Below are 26,199 nucleotides of genomic sequence, written 5' to 3'. Positions count from 1 at the left end.
GGCGTGCGGGGCACAGTGCGGCAAGTGCATCGAGAGAGGAGGCTGCCGATGGCCCGCGTGACCACCGAGATCGAGGATCATATCGCCCATGTCACGCTGAGCCGTGGTGACAAGATGAACGCGGTCGACCCTGCCATGGCGGAAGCCGTCGTTGCGGCCGGTGAGGCGCTCATCGGCAACACCGATATCCGCGCCGTGGTGCTGGCCGGCGAGGGGCGCGGGTTTTGTGCCGGGCTCGACGTGGCCAGCTTCGCCGCCTTCGCGCAGACCGACCCGGTAGCGCGGATCATGCCGCGCAGCCATGGCGACGCCAACCTGATGCAGCAGGTGGCGATGGTATGGCGCGACGTGCCGGTGCCTGTGATCGCGGCGCTGCACGGCGTGGCCTATGGCGCGGGCTTCCAGCTGGCGCTGGGGGCGGATATCCGCATTGCGCACCCCGACACGAAGCTGGCGATCATGGAGGCGAAATGGGGCCTGGTGCCGGATATGGGCGGCATGGTTCTGCTGCCGCGACTGGCGCGGTCGGACGTGATACGGCGCATGACCTACACCGCCGAGCCGGTCACTGCCCGGCAGGGCGCCGAGTGGGGGCTGGTGACGGAGCTCTCCGACACGCCGCTGGAGGCGGCGCAGGCCATGGCGCGCAACATTGCCGGCAAATCGCCCAGTGGCACGCGCGCAGCCAAGCGGCTGATCGGCGTGGCCGAAAGCGGCGCGGATGCTGCGCAGGTGCTGTACGAGGAAAGCCGCGAACAGGCCGACCTGATCGGCAAACCCGACCAGTTGGAGATCATCTCCGCCAACATGGAAGGCCGTGCGCCGGATTTCGATTGAGCCGGGTCGGGGGCGTTTGCGTACTATTTTCGGCAAGGTGAAGCAGGTGCGTTTCTTCTGGCCCCGAATACCCCGGCCACAGGCGCTCGCATTCCCGGCCTGCGGTGCGGTCAGTCCAGCGTCACGTCGCGCGCGAGCCGCGACAGCGTCGTGCCGTCGCGAATCATTTCAACCGTGGCGCGATACCGCCCCGGCGGCCAGCCGTCAGGGGGGCGTTTCCGCCCGGCGGCCCGGAACAGGCGCGCCTGCGTCCTTTCCAGCGTGGCATCGTGGGCGATGATCTGCTCTTCGGGGCCCGTGATCACCAGCCGCAGCACATCGCCGCGCCGCCCTCCAAAGGCATGGCCCCAGACTACCAGAGCGGGGGCGTGGCGGGTCAGGGCGGTTTCGGCGGCGGTGCCGTCCTTGATGGATTCGTAGCCCGGCACGCTGGTGGCAAAACCGGCATCCACAAGCCCGCCAGGGGCATAGGCGGGCGGAGTTTGCCAGAGCGTGCCGTCACTGGCGCCGCGCGCGCTGTCGCAGGCGGAGGGCGGCACACCACCGGGGGCAAAAGGGTCGATCACCGCGCCGTCGCGGCGTACTGAAAGATGGACATGAGGAAACTGCGCGCGCCCGGACATGCCGACGCGTCCAAGCCGTTGACCACGCGTCACAGCCTGTCCACGCGTCACCCTGATCGACCCGCGGCGCATGTGGCAGTACTGCGTCTGCCAGCCGTCGCCGTGGTCGATCATCACGCCGTTGCCGCAGTCGCGGCCCTCTATGGCTGCGGCAGTCTCGTCATTCCAGCCGGTGTCGGGCATGCCGTCGCGCAGCGCGGTGACGGTACCGGGTGCGGCGGCCAGCACGTCGACCCCGGCGCGCATCGCGGCGCCCGATGGCAGGGCGAAATCGGTGCCCTTGTGACCATCGTAGCTGAGCGGGCCGCAGGTATAATCCATGGCACCGGGGCCGGGGTCGGCATCGGTGTATTGCTGGATGAAGCAGCTTTGCCCGAGCGTGCAATCGGCGGGCAGGGTCAGCACGGGCGCCTGCGCGGCGACCGGCGCCGCCACGCAGAATGCCCATGCCGCGAGAGCGGCGGCGCGCCAGCCCGGTCGCATTAGCCGGCGGTCAGCAACGGCGGCTTGTCGCCTGACAGGCGCGGGCTGTCGGGGCCTTCGATCAGCAAATCGATTTTGCCATCCTTGACCGAGACGCGCACCAGCCCGCCCTTGGCCAGCTTGCCGAACAGCAACTCTTCGGCGAGCGGCTTCTTGATGTGTTCCTGGATCACACGGCCCAACGGGCGCGCACCCATCGTGTCGTCATAGCCCTTGTCGGCCAGCCACTCGGCGGCGGGCTTGGTCAGCTCGATGGTGACGTTGCGATCCATCAGTTGCGCCTCGAGTTGCAGGACGAACTTCTCGACCACCTGCAAGATGACCTCGCGCGGCAGCGTCCCGAAGCTGATCACCGCATCCAGCCGGTTGCGGAACTCGGGCGTGAAGGTGCGTTCGATGGCGGCGGTATCCTCGCCCTCGCGGCGATCGCGGCCGAAGCCCACGGCGGCCTTGGCCTGTTCGGTGGCGCCGGCGTTGGAGGTCATGATCAGGATCACGTTGCGGAAATCCACCGAGCGGCCGTTGTGATCGGTCAGGGTGCCATGGTCCATCACCTGCAACAGGATATTGAACACGTCCGGGTGCGCCTTCTCGATCTCGTCCAGCAGCAGCACGCAATGCGGGTGCTGATCGACGCCATCGGTCAGCATGCCGCCCTGGTCAAAGCCGACATAGCCCGGGGGCGCGCCGATCAGGCGGCTGACGGCGTGCTTTTCCATGTACTCGGACATGTCGAAGCGCAGCAGTTCCACCCCCAGCGAATCGGCGAGTTGGCGTGCCACTTCCGTTTTGCCGACGCCGGTCGGCCCGGCAAACAGGTAGTTGCCGATCGGCTTGTCGGGTTCGCGCAACCCGGCGCGCGCCAGCTTGATGGCGGAGCTGAGCGCCTCGATCGCCGCGTCCTGCCCGAAGACGACGCGCTTGAGCGTGCCTTCGAGATCGCGCAGCACCTCGGCGTCGTTCTTGCTGACGCTCTTGGGCGGGATGCGCGCCATCTTGGCGACGACGGCCTCGATGTCGCGGGCGCCGATGGATTTGCGCCGCTTGCTGGGCGCCACCAGGTGTTGCGCTGCGCCGGCCTCGTCGATCACGTCGATGGCCTTGTCGGGCAGCTTGCGGTCATTGATGTAGCGCGCGCTCAGGTCCACCGCGGTCTTGAGCGCGTCCTGGGTATATTTCACGCTGTGATGCCGTTCGAAATAGGGTTTGAGACCCTTGAGGATCTTCACCGCGTCGTCGGTTGTGGGTTCGATCACGTCGATCTTCTGGAACCGGCGCGACAGCGCGCGATCCTTTTCGAAGTGCTGGCGGAATTCCTTGTAGGTGGTCGAGCCCATGCAGCGCAGCTTGCCGCCCTGCAACGCGGGCTTGAGCAGGTTGGAGGCGTCCATCGCGCCGCCCGAGGTGGCGCCGGCCCCGATCACGGTGTGGATCTCGTCGATGAACAGCACCGCGTCGGGGTGCTCCTCCAACTCGGTCATCACCGCCTTGAGGCGTTCCTCGAAATCGCCGCGATAGCGGGTGCCGGCCAACAGCGCCCCCATGTCGAGGCTGTAGATGGTGGTTTTCGCCAGCACGTCGGGGGTTTCGCCGGCGACGATCTTGCGTGCCAGTCCCTCGGCGATAGCTGTCTTGCCGACGCCCGGATCGCCCACCAGCAGCGGATTGTTCTTGCGCCGGCGGCACAGCACCTGGATGCAGCGCTCGACCTCAGAGGCGCGGCCGATCAGCGGATCGACCTCGCCCTCGCGCGCCTTGGCGTTGAGGTCGACGCAATACTTGGCCAGCGCCGAATCCTTCTGTTCGACGGTTTCCGCGGCGCCGCTGGTTTCCTCGTCCACTTCCGGGGCCCCGGTCACCGGGCGCGCTTCGCCATAGGCGGGGTCCTTGGCGACGCCATGGGCAATGAAATTGACCGCGTCATAACGGGTCATGTCCTGTTCCTGCAGGAAATAGGAGGCGTTGGATTCGCGTTCGGCGAAGATCGCCACCAGCACGTTGGCGCCGGTCACCTCGGTGCGGCCCGACGATTGCACATGGATCGCGGCGCGCTGGATCACCCGCTGAAAGGCGGCGGTCGGCACTGCCTCGGACCCGTCGATATCGGTTACCAGGTTCGACAGGTCGTCGTCGATGAATTCGACCAGTGTCATGCGCAGCTCTTCGGTATCGACCGAGCAGGCTTTCATCACGCGGGCGGCGTCGGGCTCGTCAATCAGGGCGAGCAGCAGGTGTTCGAGGGTGGCGAATTCGTGTTTGCGGGCATTGGCCAGCGCCAGCGCCGCGTGGATTGCCTGCTCCAGCGTTGTCGAAAATGACGGCACTGTGTGCTCCTTTTCCTGTCTGGGCCGGGCCACGCAGGCGCTGCGCATTCCGACCATGGCCTCATGGTATTAAAGTTTGGTCCATATTGGCGCGTCTTCAAGTGTTTTCTGGGTCGAAACCTTCACAATCGGCACGCCAAGACGTGTCGGTGCGTGAGGCGCGCGGTCAAAAGGCGTCCTTGCTGCGGCGCAGCGCGGCGAAGACCTCGACCGGCGCCGCCTCTTTCATGTCCATGGCTGCCTTCAGGTCCGCATCGGCAGCGCGCAGGAAAGGGTTCGTGGCCAGTTCCTCGGACAGCGTCGAGGGCACGGTGGCGCGCCCCTCGGCGCGGGCGTCGCGGACGCGTTCGGCGCGCTCGCTCAGCGCGGCATTACCGGGATCGACGCTCATCGCCCAGCGCGCGTTGTTGAGCGTGTACTCGTGGCCCGAGCAGACCAGGGTGTCGGCGGGCAGCGCCGCGAGTTTCGACAGGCTGTCCCACATCTGTTCGGGCGTGCCCTCGAACAGCCGTCCGCAGCCCAGCGCCATCAGGCTGTCGGCGGTGAAGGCAAGGCCGCTGTCGGGAAAATGAAAGGCGATGTGACCCACAGTGTGGCCGGGCACCGCGATGACGCGGCCGCGTTCGGCGCCGATCGAGACGTGGTCGTCCTCGGCCACCTCCTGATCCAGAGGCGGCAGCCGATGGGCATCGGCAGCGGCGCCGGTGACGCGGGCGGGGTGGGCGGCCAGGATCGCCGGCAGGCCCTCGACATGGTCGTGGTGGTGGTGGGTCAGCAACACCTGGTCCAGCCGCCAACCCCGTTTCGCCAACGCTTGCAGGATCGGGCCGGATTCGGGCGCATCAACGAGCGCGGTCTCATCGCTTGCCGGATCATGGACGAGGTAGGCGTAATTGTCGCTCAGGCAGGGGACGGTGACAATCTGCAGCGGCATGGCGTATCATCCTTTGCGTGTTGTTCGCGGGTCCGGTTATGGTTGCTTCCAGAGTGGCTGATCGGTGAACGCGGCGCAATGCATCTGGATGTGCAGGTCCTTCGGGAATTCTACTACCGCAGCACGTTGGGGCGGGCCGCGCAATCGGCTGTGCGTGGCGAGCTTGAGCGGCTGTGGCCGGATGCGCGCGGGCAAACGGTGGCGGGCTTCGGCTTTCCGGCGCCGCTGCTCAGGCCCTACCTGGGCCAGGCGCGGCGGGTGTTGGCGCTGATGCCCGCGCCGCAGGGGGTCATGGCCTGGCCTGCGGGGCTGCCCAACGTGTCGGTGCTGTGCGAAGAAACGCTATGGCCCCTGGATACCGGGACGGTCGACAAGCTGGTGCTGATGCACGGGCTGGAGACCAGCGAACAGCCCAGCGCGCTGCTGGAAGAGGCCTGGCGGGTGCTGGAGCCGGAGGGGCGGGTGCTGTTCATCGTGCCCAGCCGTGGCGGGCTGTGGGCGCGATCGGATGCCACACCCTTCGGCTATGGGCGGCCCTACACGCTGCGCCAGCTGGAGACGCAACTGGTGCGGCACGCCTTCGTGCCCGGCCGTACCGTGACCACGCTTTACCAGCCGCCTTCGCAACGGCGGTTCTGGCGGCGCACCGCGCCGGTATGGGAGGCGCTGGGCGCGCGCTTCTCGGTGGTGGTTTCCGGCGGGGTTCTGATGGTGGAGGCCAGCAAGCGCGTGCAGGCGCCGCGCGGCCCGGGCTTGCGCGAGGCGGTGCGCAAGCCGCTCGGCGTGCTCCGGCCGCGCCCCGAGGCCAAGCCGGTGTGAACGCTGTCGTGCGCCGGCAAGGCGCTGCCCCTCCTGGCCTGCGGCCAATCCACCCCGGGATATTTGTGGAGAGAGGAAGCGTGGGGTGTGCGGGTCGATCATAGCTGCTAGCGATAACGCGCTTTGCCGGGCGGGCGGGCGTTGCCGCAGGGCGGAATCGCGAAAACGACGATCGGGGGCGGCTTTTTTTGTACGGCTTTTGCGCGCAATCGGTCGCGGGCCAGTTAAGTGGTTGAAATATGGAGGTATTCAATAGTATACAGAAAAAGCATAGCATGTTGCTAGCTCGACATTGCTCTGCTACACCCACGCCGAAATTCAGTGCTTCGACGTATGTCGGGGCTCCGATAACCGCCCCGGGGTCGGCATGGCCGGCAACCGGGGCCGAACTGTCGAAAGGGTGGACGTGTCCGAACCAGCTTCGATTTCCTCGGGTGTCGCTGCGCGCTATGCCACGGCGATTTTTGAACTTTGCAAAGAGAAGAGCCGGCTCGACAAGTTGGAGACCGGAATCGAGGAGCTTGCCGCCGCGCTGAGCGAGAGCGCCGATCTGCGCGCCATGATCCATTCGCCGGTGTTGTCGCGTCGCGACCAGGGCCGGGCGATTTCGGCGTTGGCCGAACAGATGGGGCTGGTGGAGCAGCTGGCGCGGGGGGTGGCGGTGATGGCGCAGAACCGGCGTCTTTACGTGGTGCCGCACCTGATCACGCACCTGCGCGCCCTGATCGCCGAGGAGAAGGGCGAGGTGACCGCCGACGTGACCAGTGCCAAGGCGCTGACCAAGGCGCAGTCCGAGAAGCTGGCGAAAACGCTGGCTGGCCGGTTCGGCGAGACAGTCAAGATCAATGCGACCGTCGATGACAGCCTCATCGGCGGTCTCGTCGTCAAGGTGGGCTCGAAGATGATCGACACGTCGATCCGCGCGCAGCTCAATTCCCTCCAGAATGCAATGAAAGAGGTCGGATAAATGGGTATCCAAGCAGCAGAGATTTCTGCGATCCTGAAGGACCAGATCAAGGATTTCGGTCACGAATCCGAGGTGGCCGAGGTTGGTCGCGTGCTTTCCGTCGGCGACGGGATTGCCCGTATTCACGGCCTCGACAGCGTGCAGGCCGGCGAGATGGTCGAATTCCCCGGTGGCGTGCGCGGCATGGCGCTGAACCTGGAATCCGACAATGTCGGCGTGGTGATCTTCGGTTCGGACCGCGAGATCAAGGAAGGCGACACCGTCAAGCGAACCAAGTCGATCGTCGACGTGCCGGTTGGCGACGCGCTGCTGGGCCGGGTCGTCGATGGCCTTGGCAACCCGCTGGACGGCAAGGGCCCGATCAAGACCGACACACGCGCCTTGGCCGAGCGCAAGGCGCCCGGCATCATCCCGCGCAAGTCGGTTCACGAACCGATGGCCACCGGCCTGAAATCGGTCGATGCCATGATCCCGATCGGGCGCGGCCAGCGCGAGCTGATCATCGGCGACCGCCAGACCGGCAAGACGGCGATCGCGCTGGACACGATCCTCAACCAGAAATCCTATAACGATGCGGCCGGCGACGACGAGAGCAAGAAGCTCTACTGCGTCTACGTCGCCATCGGGCAGAAACGCTCGACCGTGGCGCAACTGGTCAGCAAGCTGGAGGAAAACGGCGCGATGGAGTACTCCACCGTCGTCGCCGCCACCGCGTCAGACCCGGCGCCGCTGCAATTCCTGGCGCCCTATTCGGCGACAGCGATGGCCGAGCATTTTCGCGACAACGGGCGCCATGCGCTGATCGTCTACGACGACCTTTCCAAGCAGGCCGTCGCCTACCGCCAGATGTCGCTGCTGCTGCGCCGCCCGCCGGGGCGCGAAGCCTTCCCCGGCGACGTGTTCTACCTGCACTCGCGCCTTCTGGAGCGGTCGGCCAAACTGAACGAGGATCACGGCTCGGGGTCGCTGACGGCGCTGCCGATCATCGAAACCCAGGGCGGCGACGTGTCGGCCTTCATCCCGACCAACGTGATCTCGATCACCGATGGGCAGATCTTCCTGGAAACCGACCTGTTCTACCAGGGCATCCGCCCGGCCGTGAACACCGGCCTCAGCGTCAGCCGCGTGGGCGGTTCGGCCCAGACCAGCGCGATGAAATCGGTTGCCGGGCCCGTCAAGCTGGAATTGGCGCAGTACCGCGAGATGGCGGCGTTCGCGCAGTTCGGCTCGGACCTCGACGCGGCAACGCAGCAGATGCTCAACCGCGGCGCGCGCCTGACCGAGCTGATGAAACAGTCGCAGTATTCGCCGCTGAGCAATGCCGAGATCGTCGTCATCATTTATGCCGGCACGAAGGGCTACCTCGACAAGATCGACGTCAAGGATGTCGGCCGGTTCGAACAGGACCTGCTGCGCCACATGCGCGGCAAGCACCAGGATGTGCTGGATTACATCACCAAGGAAGACCCCAAGATCACGGGAGACGCCGAGGACAAGGTCAAGGCTGCGCTCGACGAATTCGCCAAAGATTTCGCGTAAGGAGATAAGGCAATGCCAAGTCTCAAGGATCTCAAGACGCGGATCGAGTCGGTCAAGTCGACCCGCAAGATCACCAAGGCCATGCAGATGGTGGCCGCCGCGAAACTGCGGCGGGCACAGGATGCTGCGGAGATGTCGCGGCCCTACACCGAAAAGTTCAACGCGGTGATGGGCAAGCTGGCCGAGTCGGTGGGCGATGCCGAGAACGCGCCGCGCCTGCTGGCGGGCACCGGCAGCGACCAGACCCACCTGCTGGTGGTGATGACCGCCGAACGCGGCCTTTGCGGCGGCTTCAATGGCAACATCGCCAAGCTGGCCAAGGTCCGTGCGGACGAACTCAAGGGCCAGGGCAAGACCGTCAAGATATTGACCGTGGGCAAGAAAGGGCGTGATGCGCTGCGGCGCGATTACGGCGATCTGCTGATCGATCATATCGACATGACCGAGGTCAAGCACGTTGGCTACAACGATGCCAAGGCGATTGCCGAGGACTTGCTGGCGCGCTTCGAGGACGGGCAGTTCGATGTCGCGACGATCTTCTTTTCGCGGTTCGAGAACGTGATCACGCAGGTGCCGACGGCGCAACAGGTGGTCCCGGCATCCTACGAGCGGGCCGACGACGACGCCAAGGCAGGCGGCAGCACGGTCTATGACTACGAGCCCGACGAACAGGCGATCCTGGCCGACCTTCTGCCGCGTGGAGTGGCGACGCAGATCTTTTCGGCGCTGCTGGAGAACGGGGCCTCGGAACAGGGCGCGCGGATGTCGGCGATGGACAACGCCACCCGCAACGCGGGCGAGATGATCGACAAACTGACCATCCAGTACAACCGCACCCGCCAGGCCGTGATCACCAACGAGCTTATTGAAATCATCTCGGGCGCCGAGGCGCTCTAACGAACCGGAGACGAAACAGATGGCAAAGGCAAAAGGCAAAATCACCCAGGTGATCGGCGCCGTCGTGGACGTTCAGTTCGACGACAACCTGCCGCCGATCCTCAACGCGCTTGAGGTGGAAAACAACGACAAGACACTGGTTCTGGAAGTGGCGCAGCACCTGGGCGAAAACACCGTGCGCACGGTGGCCATGGACGCGACCGAGGGCTTGGTGCGCGGGCAGGAAGTGGTCGACACCGACGGCCCCATCACCATGCCGGTGGGCAACGCGACGCTGGGGCGCATCCTCAACGTCGTGGGCGACCCGGTGGACGAAAAGGGCCCGGTGAAGGCCGAGGAATACCGCGGCATCCACCAACCGGCCCCGGAATTCTCCGAGCAATCGACCGAATCCGAGGTGCTGATCACCGGCATCAAGGTGATCGACCTGCTGACGCCCTATTCCAAGGGGGGCAAGATCGGCCTGTTCGGCGGCGCCGGCGTGGGCAAGACGGTTCTGATCATGGAACTGATCAACAACATCGCCAAGGTGCACTCGGGCTTTTCGGTGTTTGCCGGTGTCGGTGAACGCACCCGCGAGGGCAACGACCTTTATCACGAGATGATCGACTCGGGCGTTATCGTCCCCGACGATCTGGAAAAGTCGAAAGTGGCGCTTGTCTACGGTCAGATGAACGAGCCGCCGGGTGCGCGGATGCGCGTTGGCCTGTCGGGCCTGACGCTGGCCGAGCAGTTCCGCGACCAGTCGGGCACCGACGTTCTGTTCTTCGTCGACAACATCTTCCGCTTCACGCAGGCGGGTTCCGAGGTGTCGGCGCTTCTGGGTCGCATCCCGTCGGCGGTGGGCTACCAGCCGACGCTGGCCACCGACATGGGCATGCTGCAGGAACGCATCACCTCGACGAAGTCGGGTTCGATCACCTCGGTGCAGGCCATCTACGTGCCCGCCGACGACCTGACCGACCCGGCGCCGGCGACCGCGTTCGCGCACCTAGATGCCACCACGGTTCTCAGCCGCGCGATTTCCGAGCTGGGCATCTACCCGGCCGTTGACCCGCTCGACTCCACCTCGCGCCTGCTCGATCCGGAGGTGATCGGCGAAGAGCACTACAAGGTGGCTACCGACGTTCAGCATATCCTGCAACGCTACAAGGCGCTTCAGGACATCATCGCCATCCTCGGCATGGACGAACTGAGCGAAGAGGACAAGCTGACCGTGAGCCGCGCCCGCAAGTTGCAGCGTTTCCTGTCGCAGCCCTTCGACGTGGCCAAGGTGTTCACCGGCTCGGACGGTATCCAGGTGCCGCTGGAGGAAACCATTTCGTCGTTCAAGGCGGTTGTCGACGGTGAATACGATCACCTGCCCGAGGGCGCCTTCTACATGGTCGGCGGTATCGAGGACGTGAAAGCCAAAGCCGAGAAAATGGCCGCCGACGCGGCCTGAGGAGGGCACCATGGCTGATACAGTGCAATTCGATCTGGTCTCTCCGGAGCGGCGGCTCGCCTCCGGCCCGGTGACCCAGGTGCTGATCCCCGGCGCAGAGGGCGACATGGTGGCGATGCCCGACCATGCCCCGGTGATCACCAGCCTGCGGCCGGGCATCCTGCGCATGGACGGGCCCGACGGCAGCGACGAATACGTCGTCACCGGCGGCTTTGCCGAGATCTCGGCCGATGGCATCACGGTGCTGGCAGAACGGTCGCTGCATCGCGGTGACGTCACGCAGGCCCATTACGACGAGATGCTTGGCGAGGCCCGCGAAGCCTATGAAAAGGCTCAGACTGTGTTCGAGAACGAGCCCGGCCCGGTGGATGACGCCGCCAAGGTGCTGGCCGACATGGTGGCAGTGGGCGATCACATCAACCTGGACCCCGCGCTCGGCAAGGACTGACACCCGCCAAGCCGCGGCGGCACGGACGCGCACATGGCAAGACCCCCGCGGGCCTGCGCTCGCGGGGGTTTTCCTTTTTACGGCGATGCAATAACTTGGCGTGGAACCGAAACGCGACGGGGGGAGGCAGGGAACGATCGTGGCAATACGCATCCGCGCGCATCTGATCGCCGTGGCGCAAGGCGACGAGGTTCTGTTTTCCGACTACGAGGACGGCGGCGAGATGTGGGTCGCCGAGGGCACCCGCGAACGTCGCTGTGCGGTTCACTTCGACGAACCCTTCGCCGAGCCGCCCAGCGTCCATTGTGCCCTGTCTATGTGGGACATGGACCAGAGCCACAACCAGCGCGCCGACCTGATGGTCGAGGAGATCACGTGCGACGGTTTCACGGCTGTGTTTCGCACCTGGGGTGACAGCCGCATTGCCCGCGCGCGCATGGCCTGGATGGCCATCGGCGCGGCCACCGACGACGACCAGTGGCAGCTCTACTGAGCAAGCGTCGCCCCGTCGCCGATCCCCGGCTCGACTTTAGCCGCGGTGGAAAACGCCTTCGTAGATCGGGTCGAGCGTATCGATTTCGAACAGCGACGACACGCTGGTGCCGTTCCAGATGTTGAGGATCGCCTGCGCAAAGATCGGCCCGGTGGGCAGGATGCGGATATTTTCCGCACCGCGCACCGCCTCGGTTGGCTCAATGGTGTCGGTGATGACCAGTGATTTCATCACCGAGTTCGTAATCCGCTCAACCGCCGGGCCGCTCAGCACGCCGTGGGTGATATAGGCGTGCACCTCCGAAGCACCGCTTTCCATCAGCACCTGCGCCGCTTTGCACAGGGTTCCGGCAGTGTCACACATGTCGTCCACGATGACGCATTTCTTGCCGGTTACATCGCCGATCACGGTCATTTCGGCGATCTCGCCGGGTTTCTCGCGGCGCTTGTCGACGATCGCCAGCGGCGCGTCGATGCGTTTGGCCAATTCGCGGGCCCGGGCGACGCCGCCAACGTCGGGCGAGACCACCATCACATCCGCGGCTGCGGCGCCGAACTGCTGTTTTATGTCCAGTGCAAAGATCGGTGCGGCATAAAGGTTGTCGACCGGGATGTCGAAGAACCCCTGGATCTGCGCCGCGTGCAGGTCCATGGTCAGCACCCGCTCGATCCCGGTTCCGACCAGCATATTGGCTACCAGCTTGGCCGAGATCGGCGTGCGGGCCTTCGAGCGGCGGTCTTGCCGGGCATAGCCGAAATAAGGGATTACGGCGGTGATTCGCGCCGCGCTTGAACGCCGCAGCGCGTCGGCCATGATCAGCAGTTCCATCAGGTTGTCGTTGGCCGGGTTCGAGGTGGGCTGGATGATGAACATGTCTTCGCCGCGCACGTTCTCGTACACCTCGACGAATATCTCCTGGTCGTTGAAACGCTCGACCCGGGCATCGACCAGCCCGACGGTGCGCCCCCGGTGGATGGTCATGCGGCGGGCGATGCTGCTGGCAAGCGGCCGGTTGGCGTTGCCGGCGATGAGCTTGGGTTCGGAAAGGGACGACATGGCGGGGCAGCTCCGATTGGTCGTGATGACAGATTCGTGACGTTGACACCGCTTAGCATCCCGATACCGTTCGGGAAACTCTGTCCCCCACGGAAGGTCGCGACAATGGCACATATCGACTACTTTTTTTCGACGCTTTCACCGTTTGCCTACCTGGCCGGCACCCGGGCCGAGGAAATCGCGGCGCGCCATGGTGCCACGCTCGCTTACAAGCCGATGGATATCATGGCAGTATTTGCGCGCACCGGCGGCACGCCCCCGGCTGAACGCCACCCCGCGCGGCAGGCCTATCGGCTTCAGGAACTGGCGCGGCAATCGGCCAAGACCGGACTTTCCCTGACCTTGCAGCCGGCGCATTTCCCCACCAACCCGGCGCCATCGTCCTATGCGGTGATCGCCGCACAAGATTCGGGCGGCGGTGATCTGGGGAATCTGGTCCATGCCATCCTGCGCGCCTGCTGGGCCGAAGAGCGCGACATCGCCGATGACGCGGTTGTGCGCGATTGCCTCGGGGGCGCCGGGTTCGACCCCGATCTTGCCAACCGCGGGCTGCTGAGCGGGGCCGAATCCTATGCCGCCAACACCGAGGAAGCGGTCGAGCGCGGGGCGTTCGGGTCGCCGTTCTACATCGTGGACAGCGGGCAGATGTTCTGGGGCCAGGACCGGTTGCCCGATCTGGATGCCCACCTGGCCGGAGACCTGTAATGCCGATGACCCAGGCGGGTGGCCACGCCACCCACGTGGTGCGCATGGGGCAGGGGCGGCGCCAGGCGCTGTTGATCCACTGTTCGCTGGGCCATGCCGGCGGCTGGGCGCCGATGATGGTGGCGCTGGACGATCTGCTGGATGCCACCGCCTATGACCTGCCCGGCCATGGCCGCAGCGCCGATTGGGACGGTGAGCGCGAAATCCAGGGGCTGAGCACCGACACAGCCGCCGCGTTGCTGGGCGGTGCGGGCCCCGTGGACGTGATCGGCCACTCCTTCGGCGCCACGGTGGCTTTGCGGCTGGCGGTGGAGCACCCGGCGCTGGTGCGCAGCCTGGTGCTGATCGAACCGGTTTTCTTTGCCGTGGCACTGGCCGACCACCCCGACTGGGCCGAGGCGCACGACGCCGACATGGCGGCCTATCGCGCCGCGGTAAGCGCCGGCGACCCGGAAGCCGCCGCGCGCGCGTTCACCGCCCGCTGGGGCGACGGGCGCGAATGGGACAGCCTGCCAGAGGCACAGCGCGCCGCCATCGTGCAGCGCATCCACTTGATCGAGGCGGGCGCCCCGGCGATTTACGGTGACTGCGCGGGGCTGCTGGCATCGGGCGCGCTGGAACGCATCGCGGTGCCCGTGCTGCTGGTCGAAGGCGGCAATTCGCCCCACTACATCGCCGCGATCAACGACGGGCTGGCGCGCCGCATCCCCGATACACGCCGCGCGGTCATCGACGGCGCGGGCCACATGGCGCCGATCACCCACGCCGACGCTGTGGCGGCGCAAATCCGGGCTTTCCTGCGCGATCACGCCCCGGCCTGATGCGGGGCCGGGCGCCGGCGCAAGGCTCAGCCGCGCGCGATGTCGATGAAACGCTCGATCGCCTCCGCCCCGAGCGACCAGTCGCAGACCAACCGCGCGGCCAAGGCCGCGTCGGGGGCCGCGCCCTCCAGCGTGCTGTTCCACAGATAATACTGCGCCCCGGCGTCGAACAGGCGTTCATGGGTGGTCCGGGGCAGGGTGGCGAAGATCATGTTTGCCTCGACCTGGTGCAGGAATTCCGCCCCCGGCACCCCGGCCAGCCCCTCGGCCAGCCGCGCGGCATTGGCATTGGCCCGGCGGGCGCAATCCAGCCACAGATCATCGGTCAGGTAGGCGAGCATCTGCGCCGCCAGGTAGCGGTGCTTGGAAAACAGGTGCGCGCCGCGCTTGCGGCGCAGCTCGAACTCCCAGGCATGGGCGGGGTCGAAAAAGATTACTGCCTCGACCCCCAGCAGCCCGTTCTTGGTTCCGCCGAAGCTGACCGCGTCAACGCCGGCCTTCCACGTCATCTCGGCCGGAGTGCAGCCCTGCGCCACCAGCGCGTTGGCAAACCGTGCCCCGTCCAGGTGCACCGGCAGGCCATAGCCGCGCGCCACGCCGGCCAGCGCCGCGATTTCGTCCACCGTGTAGACAGTGCCGCGCTCGGTCACGTTGGTGATCGACACCGGCCCGCGCTGCGGGCCGTGCACGCCGCGCGATTCCTCGGCGGCGATGGTCCCTTCCAGTGCTTGGGGCGTCATCTTGGGTGCCGCGCCCACCAGCGTCAGCTTGGCGCCGCCGGTAAAGAACTCGGGCGCGTTGCACTCGTCTTCGTGGATGTGGGCCACGGGCGCGCAGAACACCGTCTGCCAGGGTTGCGACAACGTCGCCAGCGCCAGCGAGTTGGCCGCCGTGCCGGTGGCAACCAGGTAAACCGCAGCCTCGGGCGCCTCGAACGCCTCGCGGACCAGGGCGCGCACCGCGTCCATCTGTGCATCGGCCCCGTAGGCGCCGGCGTAGCCCTCGTTGGCGCCAGCCAGCGCCTCGATTACCGCCGGGTGGGCGGGCCCGGCATTGTCTGAGGTCAAGAACATCCATTCGGCTCCTCGATGATGTGGTCTTCCCAATCGTCTTCGTCGATCTCGAATTCCGGCACCGTGCGGCCCTGCATCGAAACCCCGGCCGCGTGCACGCTCTCGGGTGTGCCGGTGATCAGCGGGTGCCAGTCGGGCAGGGGCCGACCCTGCCATAGCAGCTTGTAGGCGCAGGTTTCGGGCATCCAGTAGGCATGCAGGTCCAGGTTGGTGGGTTTGAGCACGATGCATTCGGGCACGAAGCTGTGGCGGATGTCGTATTGCGCGCAGCGGCAGGTGGTGTCGTCGAACAGTCGGCAGGCGACGCGGGTCAGCGCCACCTCGCCGGTGTCCTCGTCCTCGATCTTGTTGAGGCAGCACTTGCCGCAGCCGTCGCATAGCGCCTCCCATTCGGCGCGGGTCATCCGCGACAGCGGGACGTTTTCCCAGAACCTCGGGCGCAGCCCGTCGCGGCGGATCGGCTCTTTTGTCATATCGCGGCGAGGATTGTGCGCGCGCGGGCGCAATCGGCGTCCATCTGCGCGACGAGCGTTTCGACGCTGTCGTAGTTTTCCTCGGGGCGCAGGAATTCGACCAGCGCAACCGAAAGATCGGCGCCGTAAAGGTCGCCCGAGAAGTCGAAGATGTAGGTTTCCAGGTTGGGCCTGTTTTCCCCGAACATCGGGCGCACTCCTATAGAGGCGGCCCCGTGGTAGCTGCCGGCATGCGGCCCGTCCAGAATATCGACCAGTGCCGCGTAGATGCCAAAGCGCGGCGGATGCAGCCCGGCGATCGACATGTTGGCGGTGGGAAAACCCAGTTCGCGGCCGCGCTGCTCGCCGCCCACGACCTCGCCCTCGATCCGGTGCCAGTGCCCCAGCATCGCCGCCGCGTCGCGCGGGCGCCCGTCGCTCAGCGCGGTGCGGATCGCGGTCGAGGAAACCTGCCCGCCGGTGCCGCTCAGCAGCGGTGCCAACGTGACGCCGAACCCCATCTCGGCGCCGAAACGCTCCATATCCGCGGCGCCGCCTTCGCGCCCCTTGCCGAAACGAAAATCCTCGCCGATCACGACATGCCGCAGACCCAGCCCGTCGGCCAACACGTCGCGCGCAAAGTCCCGCGCCCCCAGCGAGGACAGCGCGGCGTTGAAATTCAGCTCGTACAGACGCGCGACCCCGACCTTCTCCAACCGATGGGCGCGAGCCTCGCGCCCCATCAGGCGAAACGGCGGCGCGCCGGGGGCAAAGAATTCGCGCGGATGCGGCTCGAACGTCACCACGCCAAGCGGCGCCCCGAGCCGCCGCGCTTCCTGTCGCGCCAGGTCGATCACCGACAGGTGCCCCAGGTGCACGCCGTCGAAATTGCCTATCGCGGCGCTGGCGCCGCGGTCTTCGGGCGCAACATACTTATGATCGCGAATGATACGCATGCCGCATGGGGTAGCGCCCGCGGCGACCGGGCGCAAGCGGTGACAGCGCCGCGCGCGTTCTCGCGGCGCAGCCGCACCGCGTGGAAGCACCCCGGTCGGGTCAGTCGAACTTGCGCGACGGGGCCAGAACGGTGGCTTCGCCGATCAGAACCTTCTTGCCGTCGACGATGCAGCGCGTTTCGAGTTGAACGCGGCGCTTGGAATGGTCAATACCGATCACCTCGACCTCGGCCAAGACGCTGTCGCCGGGGCGCACGGGGCCGAGGAATTTCAGCGACTGGCCCATGTAGACGGTGCCGTGGCCCGGCAATTGCTCGCCGATCACCGCCGAAATCAACCCGGCGGTCAACATGCCATGCGCGATGCGCCCCTCGAAGATGGTGTCCTGTGCATAGGCGTCGTCGAGGTGGACGGGGTTGTGATCGGTCGAGACCTCGGCGAACAGCTCGATATCCCGGTCGGTGACGGTTTTGCGCAGATGGCGCGTCATCCCCATCTCGATATCTTCGATGCAGATCGTGCCACGAGGCATGTTGTCCAACATCCGGTCCTCCAAGTCTGCTCGGCACACGAAACATTCGATTACATGCGCGCGGGAATATTGGAACTTTATTGCTTTGCGGGCGCAGAAAATCAAGCCCTAATTCGGTCAGCGCAACTGCCCCATGGCATAGGTCGGCGCAACCGATTCAGCCGCGAGGTAACGTTCCAGCGCGCCTGGGTCGGGGGCGCCGGCGGTGCGCGTCTCCTGGCGGGCCAGCCCGCCGGTGATGAACAGCGAATCGAGATCCTCGCCCATGGCGCCGCGGATGTCGGTCTGTGCGCCGTCGCCGATCGCCAGGATCGCAGCGGCCGCGCTGTCGCGTTCCAAAGCCGCCAGCCGGCGATACGCCAGGTCGTAGATCGGCGGATGCGGCTTGCCGAAATAGAAGCTTTCACCGCCCATCTCGGTGTAGAGGCGCGCCACCGCTCCGGCGCACCATTCCCGATGGTCGCCGCGGTCGACCACGATATCGGGGTTGGCGCAAAGCAGTTTCAGCCCCTGCTGCTTTGCAAGCAACAGCTGCGGGCGCAGATCGGCAAGGTCAGCGGCCGGGTCGAAGGGGCCGGTACACACGATACCTTCGGCCTGATCCAGCGGCACCAGTTGCACCTCGACCGGGTCATCGACTAGCTGCATCGGCTCGAAGAAGGGCTTGTCGCGCGATTCGCCGATGAAGAACAGCTTGCGACCGACCACGCCGCGGAACATCGCTGCGCGGGCGCTGTCGCCCGAGGTGGCGATGGTATCCCAGGCATCGCGTGGTACGCCGAACTGGTCGAGCTGCGCTTCGACGCCCTTTCGCGGGCGCGGCGAGTTGGTCAGCAGCACCACCGCGCCCCCCGACGCCCGAAACGCGCGCAGCGCCGCCACCGCCGACGGGATGGCGCGTACACCGTCGTGGACGCAGCCCCACAGGTCGACGAAGGCGGCGTCGTAGCGGGCCGAAACCTCGGCGAGCGAAGAAATGATCCGTGTCATGGGGTACCTTGCGCATCGGGGCAGGGGCGGGGCGGTACGCGGTCGGCGCTACCGCGTGCCCCGGCCGGACAAGAGGGCCGGTCAGACCGCCAGGTTGGGGATGATCTGCTTCTTGCGGCTCATCACGCCGGGCAGCACCACGGTGTCGCCGTCGGCTGTCACGCCAAAACTCTTTTTGGCCACCGTTCTCACCAGGTCGTTGGGCACCAGCAGCGTCGCCTCTTCGTTGAGGATATCAACGACGAACAGCAGCACCTGGTCGACGCCATCTTCGGCGGCGACGGATTCCATGCTGTTCATCAGGCTGTCCTTGCGGCTCAGCACCTGCTCGGGCGCGGTTGTTTCCAGCACCGAGACGCGGAACCTGGTGCCGGCGACCTCGTATTCCTTCGAATCCATGCGCAGCAGTTCGGCATCGGAGAAGGCCGAGACATCGGACTTGGCGGCGAAAAGCTCGGCCGCGTAATCGGCTATGTCCACGCCCAGGTCGGCCGCCAGCTTCTCGGCCACGTCACGGTCATGCGCGGTGGTGGTGGGGCTGCGGAATTGCAGCGTGTCGCTGAGGATGCACGACAGAGCCGCGCCCTTGATCGCCTCGGGCATGCGCGCGGCGTCAGCGCCCATCAAGTCGTGCAGGATGGTGGCGGTGCAGGCCAGCGGGCGGATGGTGATGTCGATCGGGCCGCTGGTTTCCAGCCCGCCGACCAGCTTGTGATGGTCGATGATGGCGCGGATGTCGGCCTCGTTGATGGTCGCCGGCAGTTCGGCGGGGTTGTTGGTATCGACGATCACGACCGGGTCGTCGGCGGCGACGTCGTCGATGATCGCCGGCTTTTCAAGGCCCCAGCGTTCAAGCATGAACGCGGCTTCGGTGTTGGGTTCGCCCAGCAGGCACGCGGTTGCCGGGGTGCCCTCGATCTCGCTCAGGTACCAGGCCCAGATGATCGGCGCGCCGGTCGAATCGGTGTCGGGGGATTTGTGGCCGAAAACTTGGATGGTCATGCTTTGATCCTGTCTGCGGTGGCAATTACGGGCTGTGTTCGGGCGCCTTATAGGCGCGCGCGCCGGGCTTGTCACGGGCGTGCGGCGCGGTCCGCGCGCGGGGATGTGGCGGATTTGCTGCAACGCAGCGTAACCGCGGGCACTGATATCGCGCCGCCCGATGATTTTCGGCGCGATGGAATGTTGACAGGCCGCGGCGAACTGCCTAGCTAAGCGCTATTAGCACTCGTGTCGAGTGAGTGCTAACAGGCCTCAGGGCCTGACATGAAATTAACTTTGAGCAAGGAGCCTCGAAGATGGCATTTAAACCGCTGCATGACCGCGTGCTTGTCCGCCGCGTTGAAAGCGAAGAGAAAACCGCGGGCGGGCTGATCATTCCCGATACCGCCAAGGAAAAGCCGCAGGAAGGCGAAGTCGTCGCCGTGGGCGACGGCGCGCGCAAGGACAACGGCGAGCGCATCGAGATGTCCGTGAAGGCCGGTGACAAGGTTCTGTTCGGCAAGTGGTCGGGCACCGAGATCACCCTCGATGGGGAAGAACTGCTGATCATGAAGGAAAGCGACATCATGGGCACCCTCGCGTAAGCGAGCCCAGATATTTCCTCAACAATTCCGATATTCAGGAGCAAGCAAAAATGGCTGCAAAAGACGTGATGTTCAGCACCGAGGCCCGCAACAAGATCTTGCGCGGCGTCAACGTTCTGGCCGATGCCGTCAAGGTGACGTTGGGCCCCAAGGGCCGCAACGTGGTTCTCGACAAGAGCTTCGGCTCGCCCCGGATCACCAAGGACGGTGTTTCGGTCGCCAAGGAGATCGAACTGGAAGACAAGTTCGAGAACATGGGCGCGCAGATGGTCAAGGAAGTGGCCAACCGCACCAATGACGAGGCCGGCGACGGCACCTCCACCGCCACCGTGCTGGCCCAGGGGATCATCAAGGAAGGCATGAAATCGGTTGCCGCCGGGATGAACCCGATGGATCTCAAGCGCGGCATCGACCTCGCCACCAACACGGTCGTCGAGGCGATCAAGGCCGCCGCGCGCCCGGTCAGCGACAGCGCCGAGGTCGCCCAGGTCGGGACCATTTCGGCCAACGGCGAAGCCGAGATCGGCCAGCAGATCGCCGACGCGATGCAGAAAGTCGGCAACGAGGGTGTCATCACCGTCGAGGAAAACAAGGGCCTGGAAACCGAGACCACCGTGGTCGAAGGGATGCAGTTCGACCGAGGCTATCTCAGCCCCTATTTCGTGACCAATTCCGACAAGATGGTCGCCGATCTGGAAGACTGCCTGATCCTGCTGCACGAGAAGAAACTCAGCTCGCTGCAAGCGATGGTGCCGCTGCTCGAACAGGTGATCCAGAGCCAGAAGCCGCTGCTGATCATCGCCGAGGACGTGGAAGGCGAAGCATTGGCCACGCTGGTGGTCAACAAGCTGCGCGGTGGGCTGAAGATCGCGGCCGTCAAGGCGCCCGGCTTCGGTGATCGCCGCAAGGCCATGCTGCAGGATATCGCCATCCTGACCGGCGGTCAGGTGATCAGCGAAGACCTCGGCATGAAGCTGGAAAACGTCACGATGGACATGCTTGGCAGCGCCAAGAAGGTCAACATCACCAAGGACGAGACCACGATCGTGGATGGCAACGGCGAAAGCGGCGAAATCGAGGCCCGCGTCGCGCAGATCCGCCAGCAGATCGAGGACACCACCAGCGACTACGACCGCGAGAAGCTGCAGGAACGCGTGGCCAAACTGGCCGGCGGTGTTGCCGTGATCAAGGTCGGCGGTATGACCGAAACCGAGGTGAAGGAACGCAAGGACCGCGTCGACGACGCGCTCAACGCCACCCGCGCCGCGGTGCAGGAGGGCATCATCGTCGGTGGCGGCGTGGCGCTCGTGCAGGCCGCCAAGAAGCTGGAGGGGATGACCGGCGCCAATGACGACCAGACCGCCGGCATCGCCATCGTGCGTCGTTCGCTGGAAACGCCGCTGCGCCAGATCGCCGAAAACGCCGGCGTCGACGGCGCCGTGGTGGCCGGCAAGATCCGCGAAAGCGACGATCTGAAGTTCGGCTTCAACGCCCAGACCGGTGAATACGGCGACATGTTCGCCTATGGCGTGATCGACCCCGCCAAGGTCGTGCGTACCGCGCTCGAGGATGCGTCGTCGATCGCCGGGCTGTTGATCACCACCGAGGCGATGATCGCCGACAAGCCGCAGAAGGACGAAGGCGGCGGTGGCGGCGGCATGCCCGACATGGGCGGCATGGGTGGCATGGGCGGCATGATGTAAGCCCTACCCCGCAAACGATCATGGAAAGGGGCACCCGCGGGTGCCCCTTTTTCATTGGCCGGGCGTGACCCGGATGAGCGCGCTTGCGCGCGCGCACGTTCTCTCGTCGGCCGCCACGGGCGGCCTCCTCGGCGCGGGCGTCGGGGGTGACGCGCCGGGCGGACGCAATACCTGGTGGCGATCACGTTCATCTGGCTGGATTTTTTCCCGTAGTCCTGTCTATCTGGCGCATATGCGCCTGTTTCTTCTGACCGCCTTGACCATGGTGGCCTTTGCCGCCAATTCGCTGCTCAACCGCATGGCGCTGGCCAGCGGTGGGATCGACGCGATGGGCTTTGGTACCATCCGGCTCGTTTCCGGCGCGGTGACGCTTGCGGTGCTGGTGCTGGTGCTGCGTGGCGGGCTGCGGCTGGGCGGGGCGGGTCACGGGCGTCGTGGCGCTGCTGGTCTATGTCTACGGCTTCTCGGCGGCCTACATGACGCTCGATGCGGGGCTGGGCGCGCTGGTTCTGTTCGCCGTGGTCCAGATCACCATGTTCGCTGGCGCGTTGGTCACACGCGAGCCGGTACCGCCGCGCCGCTTTGCCGGGGCGGGTCTGGCGCTGGCGGGTCTGGCCTGGATGCTGTGGCCCGTGGGCGCGGTGCAGGTCGGCCCGGTGCACGCGGCGATGATGGCGGCGGCGGGCGTTGGCTGGGGTATCTATTCCCTGGCCGGGCGCGGCGGCGCCGATCCGCTTCGGACCACGGCAGCAAATTTCGTGCTGGCGGCACCGGCCGGGTTGCTGGTGGGGTTTGCGATCAACCCCGCGGCTGCGATGCCCGGGGTGACGGGTATCGCGCTGGCGGTGCTGTCGGGCGCGGTGACCTCGGGGCTGGGTTACGCGTTGTGGTATGCGGTGCTGCCGCGGCTGGCGGCCAGCGCCGCGGCGGTGGCGCAACTCAGCGTGCCGGTGATCGCGCTCGCGGGCGGCATCGCGTTTCTTGGCGAGGCGCTCAGCCCGCGGCTGGCACTGGCCGCGGCCCTGGTCATGGCCGGTGTGGCGTTGGCGGCGCTGCCTGCCCGGCGCGGCTGAACACGGGCGTATCGCTCGCACCGGCAATCCCGGCGCCTTCCTTTTCCTCTCTCGAAAAGTATCCTTGGCGTGTGGGGGCAGACAGCGCCTCAGGGTGATGATCGCCGGCACGGTTCGGCCCTTTCGCAGGCGCGGCAAAAGCCTTATCTGATCGGCATGAGCCGCCGCTTCGCCCTTTTCGTGACACTGATGCTCTGGCCCACCATGGCGGGCGCCGATTGCGTGGTGCTGCTGCACGGGCTGGCGCGCACGCAGGCGTCGTTTCTGCTGATGCAGGAGGTGCTGGAGCGGCGCGGCTACCGGGTGGTGCGGCCGGACTATCCTTCCACCGAAGAGACGATCTCGAACCTTGCGATCGAGGTGCTGCCAAGCGCCGTGGCACGCTGCGGCGGCGAACGCACGCATATCGTGACCCATTCCATGGGCGGCATCCTCACGCGCTACTGGCTGGCGGGTCACCGCCCCGAGGCACTGGGCCGCGTGGTGATGCTGGCCCCGCCCAACAGCGGCGCCGAGCTTGTCGACGAGCTGGGCGACCTCGACGCCTTCGAGTGGCTCAATGGGCCGGCCGGCCAGCAGTTGCGCACCGGCACCCAAGGCCTGCCCGCGCATCTGCCGCCGGTGGATTTCGATCTCGGCGTGATCGCCGGCAACCGCTCGCTCAACCCCGTTTTCTCGACGATGATCGACGGGCCGGACGATGGCAAGGTGTCGGTGGCCTCGACCCGGGTCGAAGGCATGGCCGATCACATCGTGTTGCCGGTTACGCATACCTTCATGATGAACAGCCCGTTGGTCATCGCGCAGGTGATTCGCTTTTTGCGCCTCGGCGCCTTCGATGATGACCTGAGCTACGCAGAGGCGGTGATGGAACTGCCCGAACAGCAATGAGCGCGCTGCCGGCGCTGACCCTGACCGGCGCGCGGGTGTTGGGGCAGGGTGGCCTGCAAGTGGCACCGCTGGCACTGGCGGGCGGGCGCATTGCCGCCGCGCCCCTGGGCCGCGCCGTCGATCTGGCGGGGTGCACGATTCTGCCGGGAATCGTGGACATCCACGGCGACGGGTTCGAACACCACCTCGCCCCGCGGCGCGGCGTGCTGCGCGACTTGCGCGCCGGGTTGGCAGCCACCGAGGCCGAGCTGGCCACCAACGGCATTACCACCGCTGTGCTGGCGCAATTCTGGAGCTGGGAGGGCGGCATGCGCGGCCCCGAGTTCGCGCTCCGGTTCCTCGATGCGCTGGCGGGATATGAGGCGGTCGGCACCGACATGCGCGCACAGCTCAGGTTCGAGACGCACATGCTGGACGACTACGACGCCTTCCCTGAAACGGTGGCGCGGTTTGGTGTGGATTACGTGGTGTTCAACGATCACCTGCCGCATGACGCGTTGGCGCGCGGCGCGCGGCCGCCGCGCCTGACGGGGCAGGCTTTGAAGGCCGGGCGCAGCCCCGATGCGCACCTGGAATTGCTGCGCGCGCTGCATACGCGGGGGGCCGGGGTGCCAGGTGGGCTGGATGCGCTGGCGACGCGGTTGGTGGCGTGCGGCGTGCGCTTGGGTAGCCATGACGATCGCACCGCCGCGGCCCGTGAGGCATGGCGCGCACGCGGTGCGATGATCGCCGAGTTTCCCGAAACCGCCGCAGCCGCAAAGGCGGCGGGTGCGGCGGGCGACACCATCGTGCTGGGCGCGCCCAACGTGGTGCGCGGCGGCTCGCATGCGCGGGGCGTGGACGCGCGCGCGCTGGTGGCGGAGGGGCTCTGCGATGCGCTGGCCTCGGATTATCATTACCCGGCGCCCTTGCAGGCGGCGCGCCTGCTGGCCGGACAAATCGGCTGGCCGGCGGCTTGGGAGTTGGTCTCCGGACGGCCGGCGCGGGCGCTGGGGCTGTCGGACCGGGGCGCACTGGCGCCCGGGATGCGCGCCGACCTGGTCGTGCTGGATTCGGCCGGCCGCGTCGGGCTGACCATGGCGGCCGGTCGCATCACCCATGCCGGCGGCACGGTGGCGCGGCGGCTGCTGGGTTCGGGCGCGGGTTGAATCGCGTCGCGCCCCATGCGGGCGATGGGGCGGTTGGGTGTAAACCCGGTTTCGCGCCGCATCAAAAACCGCTGGAAAAACGCCCTTCCAGCCCATATTCACGGATAGGCGCCAGATCGCGCGCAAGCCGGGAAGGGGCAAGAGATGTCCAACGATCTTTTCAACAGTTTCATGTCCGGGCCCGACGAGAGGGGCCGCTTCGGAAAGTTCGGCGGGCGCTTCGTGTCGGAAACGCTGATGCCGCTGATCCTGGAACTGGAAGAGTGCTACGAGCACGCCAAGACCGACGACAGCTTCTGGGCCGAGATGGACGACCTGTGGACCCACTATGTCGGCCGGCCCAGCCCGCTTTACCACGCCGCGCGGATGACCGAACACTTCGGCGGCGCCAAGATCTACCTCAAGCGCGATGAACTCAACCACACCGGCGCGCACAAGATCAACAACGTGCTGGGTCAGATCCTGCTGGCTCGCCGGATGGGCAAGACCCGCATCATCGCCGAGACAGGCGCCGGCCAGCACGGCGTGGCCACGGCCACCGTCTGCGCCAAGTTCGGGCTGCAATGCGTCGTTTACATGGGCGCGCACGATGTCGAACGGCAAGCGCCCAACGTGTTTCGCATGCGGCTGCTGGGGGCGGAGGTGATTCCCGTCACCTCGGGGCGCGGCACGCTCAAGGACGCGATGAACGATGCGCTGCGCGACTGGGTGACCAATGTGCGCGACACGTTCTACTGCATCGGCACGGTGGCGGGCCCGCACCCCTACCCGGCGATGGTGCGCGATTTCCAGTCGGTGATCGGCAAGGAGGTGCGCTGGCAACTGGCCGCGGCCGAGGGCGAGGGCCGCCTGCCCGATACCGTGATCGCCGCCATCGGGGGCGGGTCCAACGCGATGGGGCTGTTCTATCCGTTCCTCGACGACCCGTCGGTGAACATCATCGGAGTCGAGGCGGGCGGTCACGGCGTCAACGCCAAGATGGAGCATTGTGCCTCGCTCACTGGCGGCCGGCCCGGCGTGCTGCACGGCAACCGAACCTACCTGTTGCAGGACGACGACGGGCAGATCCTGGAGGGGCACTCGATTTCCGCCGGGCTCGACTACCCGGGCATCGGGCCGGAACATTCATGGCTGCACGAGAGCGGGCGCGCGCAATACGTTTCGATCACCGATGCCGAGGCGCTGGAGGCGTTCCAGCTATCATGCGCGCTGGAAGGGATCATCCCGGCGCTGGAGCCCGCGCACGCGCTGGCGCATGTCGCCAAGATCGCGCCGGAATTGCCCGCCGACCACATCATCGTGATGAACATGTGTGGGCGTGGAGACAAGGACATCTACACCGTGGCACGCCACCTGGGCTTCGACATGGAAGGCGCGCCCGAGGGCCGGTGACACGCCACCGCCG

25 protein-coding genes and 1 pseudogene are annotated in these 26,199 nt (G+C 66.3%); 16 read left to right on the top strand and 10 right to left on the bottom strand.

Features of this window, described 5'->3' with window-relative positions; all coding sequences use genetic code 11:
- Positions 1 to 48: 48 nt before the first annotated feature.
- Positions 49 to 837, top strand: a complete 789-nt coding sequence (locus Q0L89_RS12740; RefSeq protein WP_296765737.1) for a crotonase/enoyl-CoA hydratase family protein — start codon at positions 49 to 51, stop codon at positions 835 to 837.
- A 110-nt stretch (positions 838 to 947) separates the two neighbouring features.
- Here the strand turns inward: Q0L89_RS12740 and Q0L89_RS12735 are convergent, their stop codons facing one another.
- From Q0L89_RS12735 to gloB, 3 genes are all read right to left on the bottom strand, one after another.
- Positions 948 to 1,943, bottom strand: coding sequence for a M23 family metallopeptidase (locus tag Q0L89_RS12735; RefSeq protein ID WP_296765736.1), 996 nt, complete (start codon positions 1,941 to 1,943; stop codon positions 948 to 950).
- Entirely contained in the window at positions 1,943 to 4,267 is a 2,325-nt protein-coding gene (gene clpA, locus Q0L89_RS12730) for an ATP-dependent Clp protease ATP-binding subunit ClpA (protein WP_296765732.1), read from the bottom strand. The genes Q0L89_RS12735 and clpA overlap by 1 nt, the downstream gene beginning before the upstream one ends.
- A 166-nt stretch (positions 4,268 to 4,433) precedes the next feature.
- Complete coding sequence (gene gloB / locus Q0L89_RS12725; protein ID WP_296765729.1) at positions 4,434 to 5,201, bottom strand: hydroxyacylglutathione hydrolase; 768 nt, start codon at positions 5,199 to 5,201, stop codon at positions 4,434 to 4,436.
- A gap of 78 nt (positions 5,202 to 5,279) precedes the next feature.
- Here gloB and Q0L89_RS12720 point away from each other — a divergent pair, with 78 nt between their 5' ends.
- The 7 genes from Q0L89_RS12720 (at position 5,280) to Q0L89_RS12690 (ending at position 11,808) form a co-directional block, all read left to right on the top strand.
- Positions 5,280 to 6,020, top strand: a complete 741-nt coding sequence (locus Q0L89_RS12720) for a methyltransferase domain-containing protein (RefSeq protein WP_296765727.1) — start codon at positions 5,280 to 5,282, stop codon at positions 6,018 to 6,020.
- Positions 6,021 to 6,426: 406 nt separating this feature from the next.
- Entirely contained in the window at positions 6,427 to 6,987 is a 561-nt protein-coding gene (locus tag Q0L89_RS12715) for a F0F1 ATP synthase subunit delta (protein WP_296765740.1), read from the top strand.
- Positions 6,988 to 8,526: a F0F1 ATP synthase subunit alpha gene (gene atpA / locus Q0L89_RS12710; RefSeq protein ID WP_296765724.1), complete on the top strand. Its 1,539-nt coding sequence runs from the start codon at positions 6,988 to 6,990 to the stop codon at positions 8,524 to 8,526.
- A 12-nt stretch (positions 8,527 to 8,538) separates the two neighbouring features.
- Entirely contained in the window at positions 8,539 to 9,423 is an 885-nt protein-coding gene (locus Q0L89_RS12705) for a F0F1 ATP synthase subunit gamma (RefSeq protein WP_296765723.1), read from the top strand.
- Between the two features lie 19 nt (positions 9,424 to 9,442).
- Complete coding sequence (gene atpD, locus Q0L89_RS12700; RefSeq protein ID WP_296765722.1) at positions 9,443 to 10,867, top strand: F0F1 ATP synthase subunit beta; 1,425 nt, start codon at positions 9,443 to 9,445, stop codon at positions 10,865 to 10,867.
- Positions 10,868 to 10,877: 10 nt separating this feature from the next.
- Complete coding sequence (locus Q0L89_RS12695) at positions 10,878 to 11,315, top strand: F0F1 ATP synthase subunit epsilon (RefSeq protein WP_296765719.1); 438 nt, start codon at positions 10,878 to 10,880, stop codon at positions 11,313 to 11,315.
- 139 nt (positions 11,316 to 11,454) lie between these two features.
- Positions 11,455 to 11,808, top strand: a complete 354-nt coding sequence (locus Q0L89_RS12690; protein ID WP_296765718.1) for an H-type lectin domain-containing protein — start codon at positions 11,455 to 11,457, stop codon at positions 11,806 to 11,808.
- Between the two features lie 36 nt (positions 11,809 to 11,844).
- On the opposite strand, the gene Q0L89_RS12685 is transcribed toward Q0L89_RS12690, so the two are convergent.
- On the bottom strand, positions 11,845 to 12,864 hold the full coding sequence (locus Q0L89_RS12685; RefSeq protein ID WP_296765715.1) for a ribose-phosphate pyrophosphokinase: 1,020 nt from the start codon (positions 12,862 to 12,864) through the stop codon (positions 11,845 to 11,847).
- 105 nt (positions 12,865 to 12,969) lie between these two features.
- Between Q0L89_RS12685 and Q0L89_RS12680 the strand changes: the two genes are divergently transcribed.
- Together Q0L89_RS12680 and Q0L89_RS12675 are read left to right on the top strand one after the other, a co-directional pair.
- Positions 12,970 to 13,569 carry a 2-hydroxychromene-2-carboxylate isomerase gene (locus tag Q0L89_RS12680; protein ID WP_296765713.1) on the top strand — a complete coding sequence of 200 codons (600 nt, stop codon included), beginning with the start codon at positions 12,970 to 12,972 and terminating at the stop codon, positions 13,567 to 13,569.
- Positions 13,569 to 14,390 (top strand): alpha/beta hydrolase, encoded by an 822-nt coding sequence (locus Q0L89_RS12675; RefSeq protein WP_296765710.1) that lies wholly within the window; start codon positions 13,569 to 13,571, stop codon positions 14,388 to 14,390. Before Q0L89_RS12680 ends, Q0L89_RS12675 begins: the two co-directional genes overlap by 1 nt.
- Positions 14,391 to 14,416: 26 nt before the next feature.
- Here the strand turns inward: Q0L89_RS12675 and Q0L89_RS12670 are convergent, their stop codons facing one another.
- From Q0L89_RS12670 to Q0L89_RS12645, 6 genes are all read right to left on the bottom strand, one after another.
- Positions 14,417 to 15,463, bottom strand: a complete 1,047-nt coding sequence (locus Q0L89_RS12670; protein WP_296765707.1) for a low specificity L-threonine aldolase — start codon at positions 15,461 to 15,463, stop codon at positions 14,417 to 14,419.
- Complete coding sequence (locus tag Q0L89_RS12665) at positions 15,454 to 15,936, bottom strand: YcgN family cysteine cluster protein (RefSeq protein ID WP_296765705.1); 483 nt, start codon at positions 15,934 to 15,936, stop codon at positions 15,454 to 15,456. Before Q0L89_RS12665 ends, Q0L89_RS12670 begins: the two co-directional genes overlap by 10 nt.
- Positions 15,933 to 16,871, bottom strand: coding sequence for a bifunctional riboflavin kinase/FAD synthetase (locus Q0L89_RS12660; RefSeq protein ID WP_296765702.1), 939 nt, complete (start codon positions 16,869 to 16,871; stop codon positions 15,933 to 15,935). The genes Q0L89_RS12665 and Q0L89_RS12660 overlap by 4 nt, the downstream gene beginning before the upstream one ends.
- Before the next feature lie 100 nt (positions 16,872 to 16,971).
- On the bottom strand, positions 16,972 to 17,415 hold the full coding sequence (locus Q0L89_RS12655) for a MaoC family dehydratase (RefSeq protein ID WP_296765700.1): 444 nt from the start codon (positions 17,413 to 17,415) through the stop codon (positions 16,972 to 16,974).
- A 105-nt stretch (positions 17,416 to 17,520) separates the two neighbouring features.
- The gene (locus Q0L89_RS12650) at positions 17,521 to 18,393 is read right to left on the bottom strand and encodes a TIGR01459 family HAD-type hydrolase (RefSeq protein WP_296765697.1); all 873 of its coding nucleotides are present in this window, start codon (positions 18,391 to 18,393) and stop codon (positions 17,521 to 17,523) included.
- A gap of 81 nt (positions 18,394 to 18,474) precedes the next feature.
- The gene (locus tag Q0L89_RS12645; RefSeq protein ID WP_296765695.1) at positions 18,475 to 19,395 is read right to left on the bottom strand and encodes a manganese-dependent inorganic pyrophosphatase; all 921 of its coding nucleotides are present in this window, start codon (positions 19,393 to 19,395) and stop codon (positions 18,475 to 18,477) included.
- A 296-nt stretch (positions 19,396 to 19,691) separates the two neighbouring features.
- Between Q0L89_RS12645 and groES the strand changes: the two genes are divergently transcribed.
- The 6 genes and pseudogenes from groES (at position 19,692) to trpB (ending at position 26,186) form a co-directional block, all read left to right on the top strand.
- A complete protein-coding gene (groES, locus tag Q0L89_RS12640; RefSeq protein WP_296765692.1) occupies positions 19,692 to 19,979 on the top strand; it encodes a co-chaperone GroES in 288 nt (95 codons plus the stop codon).
- Between the two features lie 50 nt (positions 19,980 to 20,029).
- Positions 20,030 to 21,682 carry a chaperonin GroEL gene (gene groL, locus Q0L89_RS12635; RefSeq protein WP_296765690.1) on the top strand — a complete coding sequence of 551 codons (1,653 nt, stop codon included), beginning with the start codon at positions 20,030 to 20,032 and terminating at the stop codon, positions 21,680 to 21,682.
- Between the two features lie 232 nt (positions 21,683 to 21,914).
- Positions 21,915 to 22,755: pseudogene (locus Q0L89_RS12630) on the top strand (DMT family transporter).
- Positions 22,756 to 22,911: 156 nt separating this feature from the next.
- Entirely contained in the window at positions 22,912 to 23,646 is a 735-nt protein-coding gene (locus Q0L89_RS12625) for an alpha/beta fold hydrolase (RefSeq protein WP_296765687.1), read from the top strand.
- Positions 23,643 to 24,794, top strand: coding sequence for an alpha-D-ribose 1-methylphosphonate 5-triphosphate diphosphatase (locus tag Q0L89_RS12620; protein ID WP_296765686.1), 1,152 nt, complete (start codon positions 23,643 to 23,645; stop codon positions 24,792 to 24,794). The genes Q0L89_RS12625 and Q0L89_RS12620 overlap by 4 nt, the downstream gene beginning before the upstream one ends.
- 144 nt (positions 24,795 to 24,938) lie before the next feature.
- Positions 24,939 to 26,186, top strand: a complete 1,248-nt coding sequence (gene trpB, locus Q0L89_RS12615) for a tryptophan synthase subunit beta (protein ID WP_296765683.1) — start codon at positions 24,939 to 24,941, stop codon at positions 26,184 to 26,186.
- Positions 26,187 to 26,199 lie beyond the last annotated feature (13 nt).

Source organism: Sediminimonas sp. (assembly GCF_024637375.1).
GTDB lineage: Bacteria > Pseudomonadota > Alphaproteobacteria > Rhodobacterales > Rhodobacteraceae > Sediminimonas.
The sequence above is the reverse complement of the archived record's forward strand: the minus strand, read 5'-3'. Positions and strand labels throughout refer to the sequence as shown.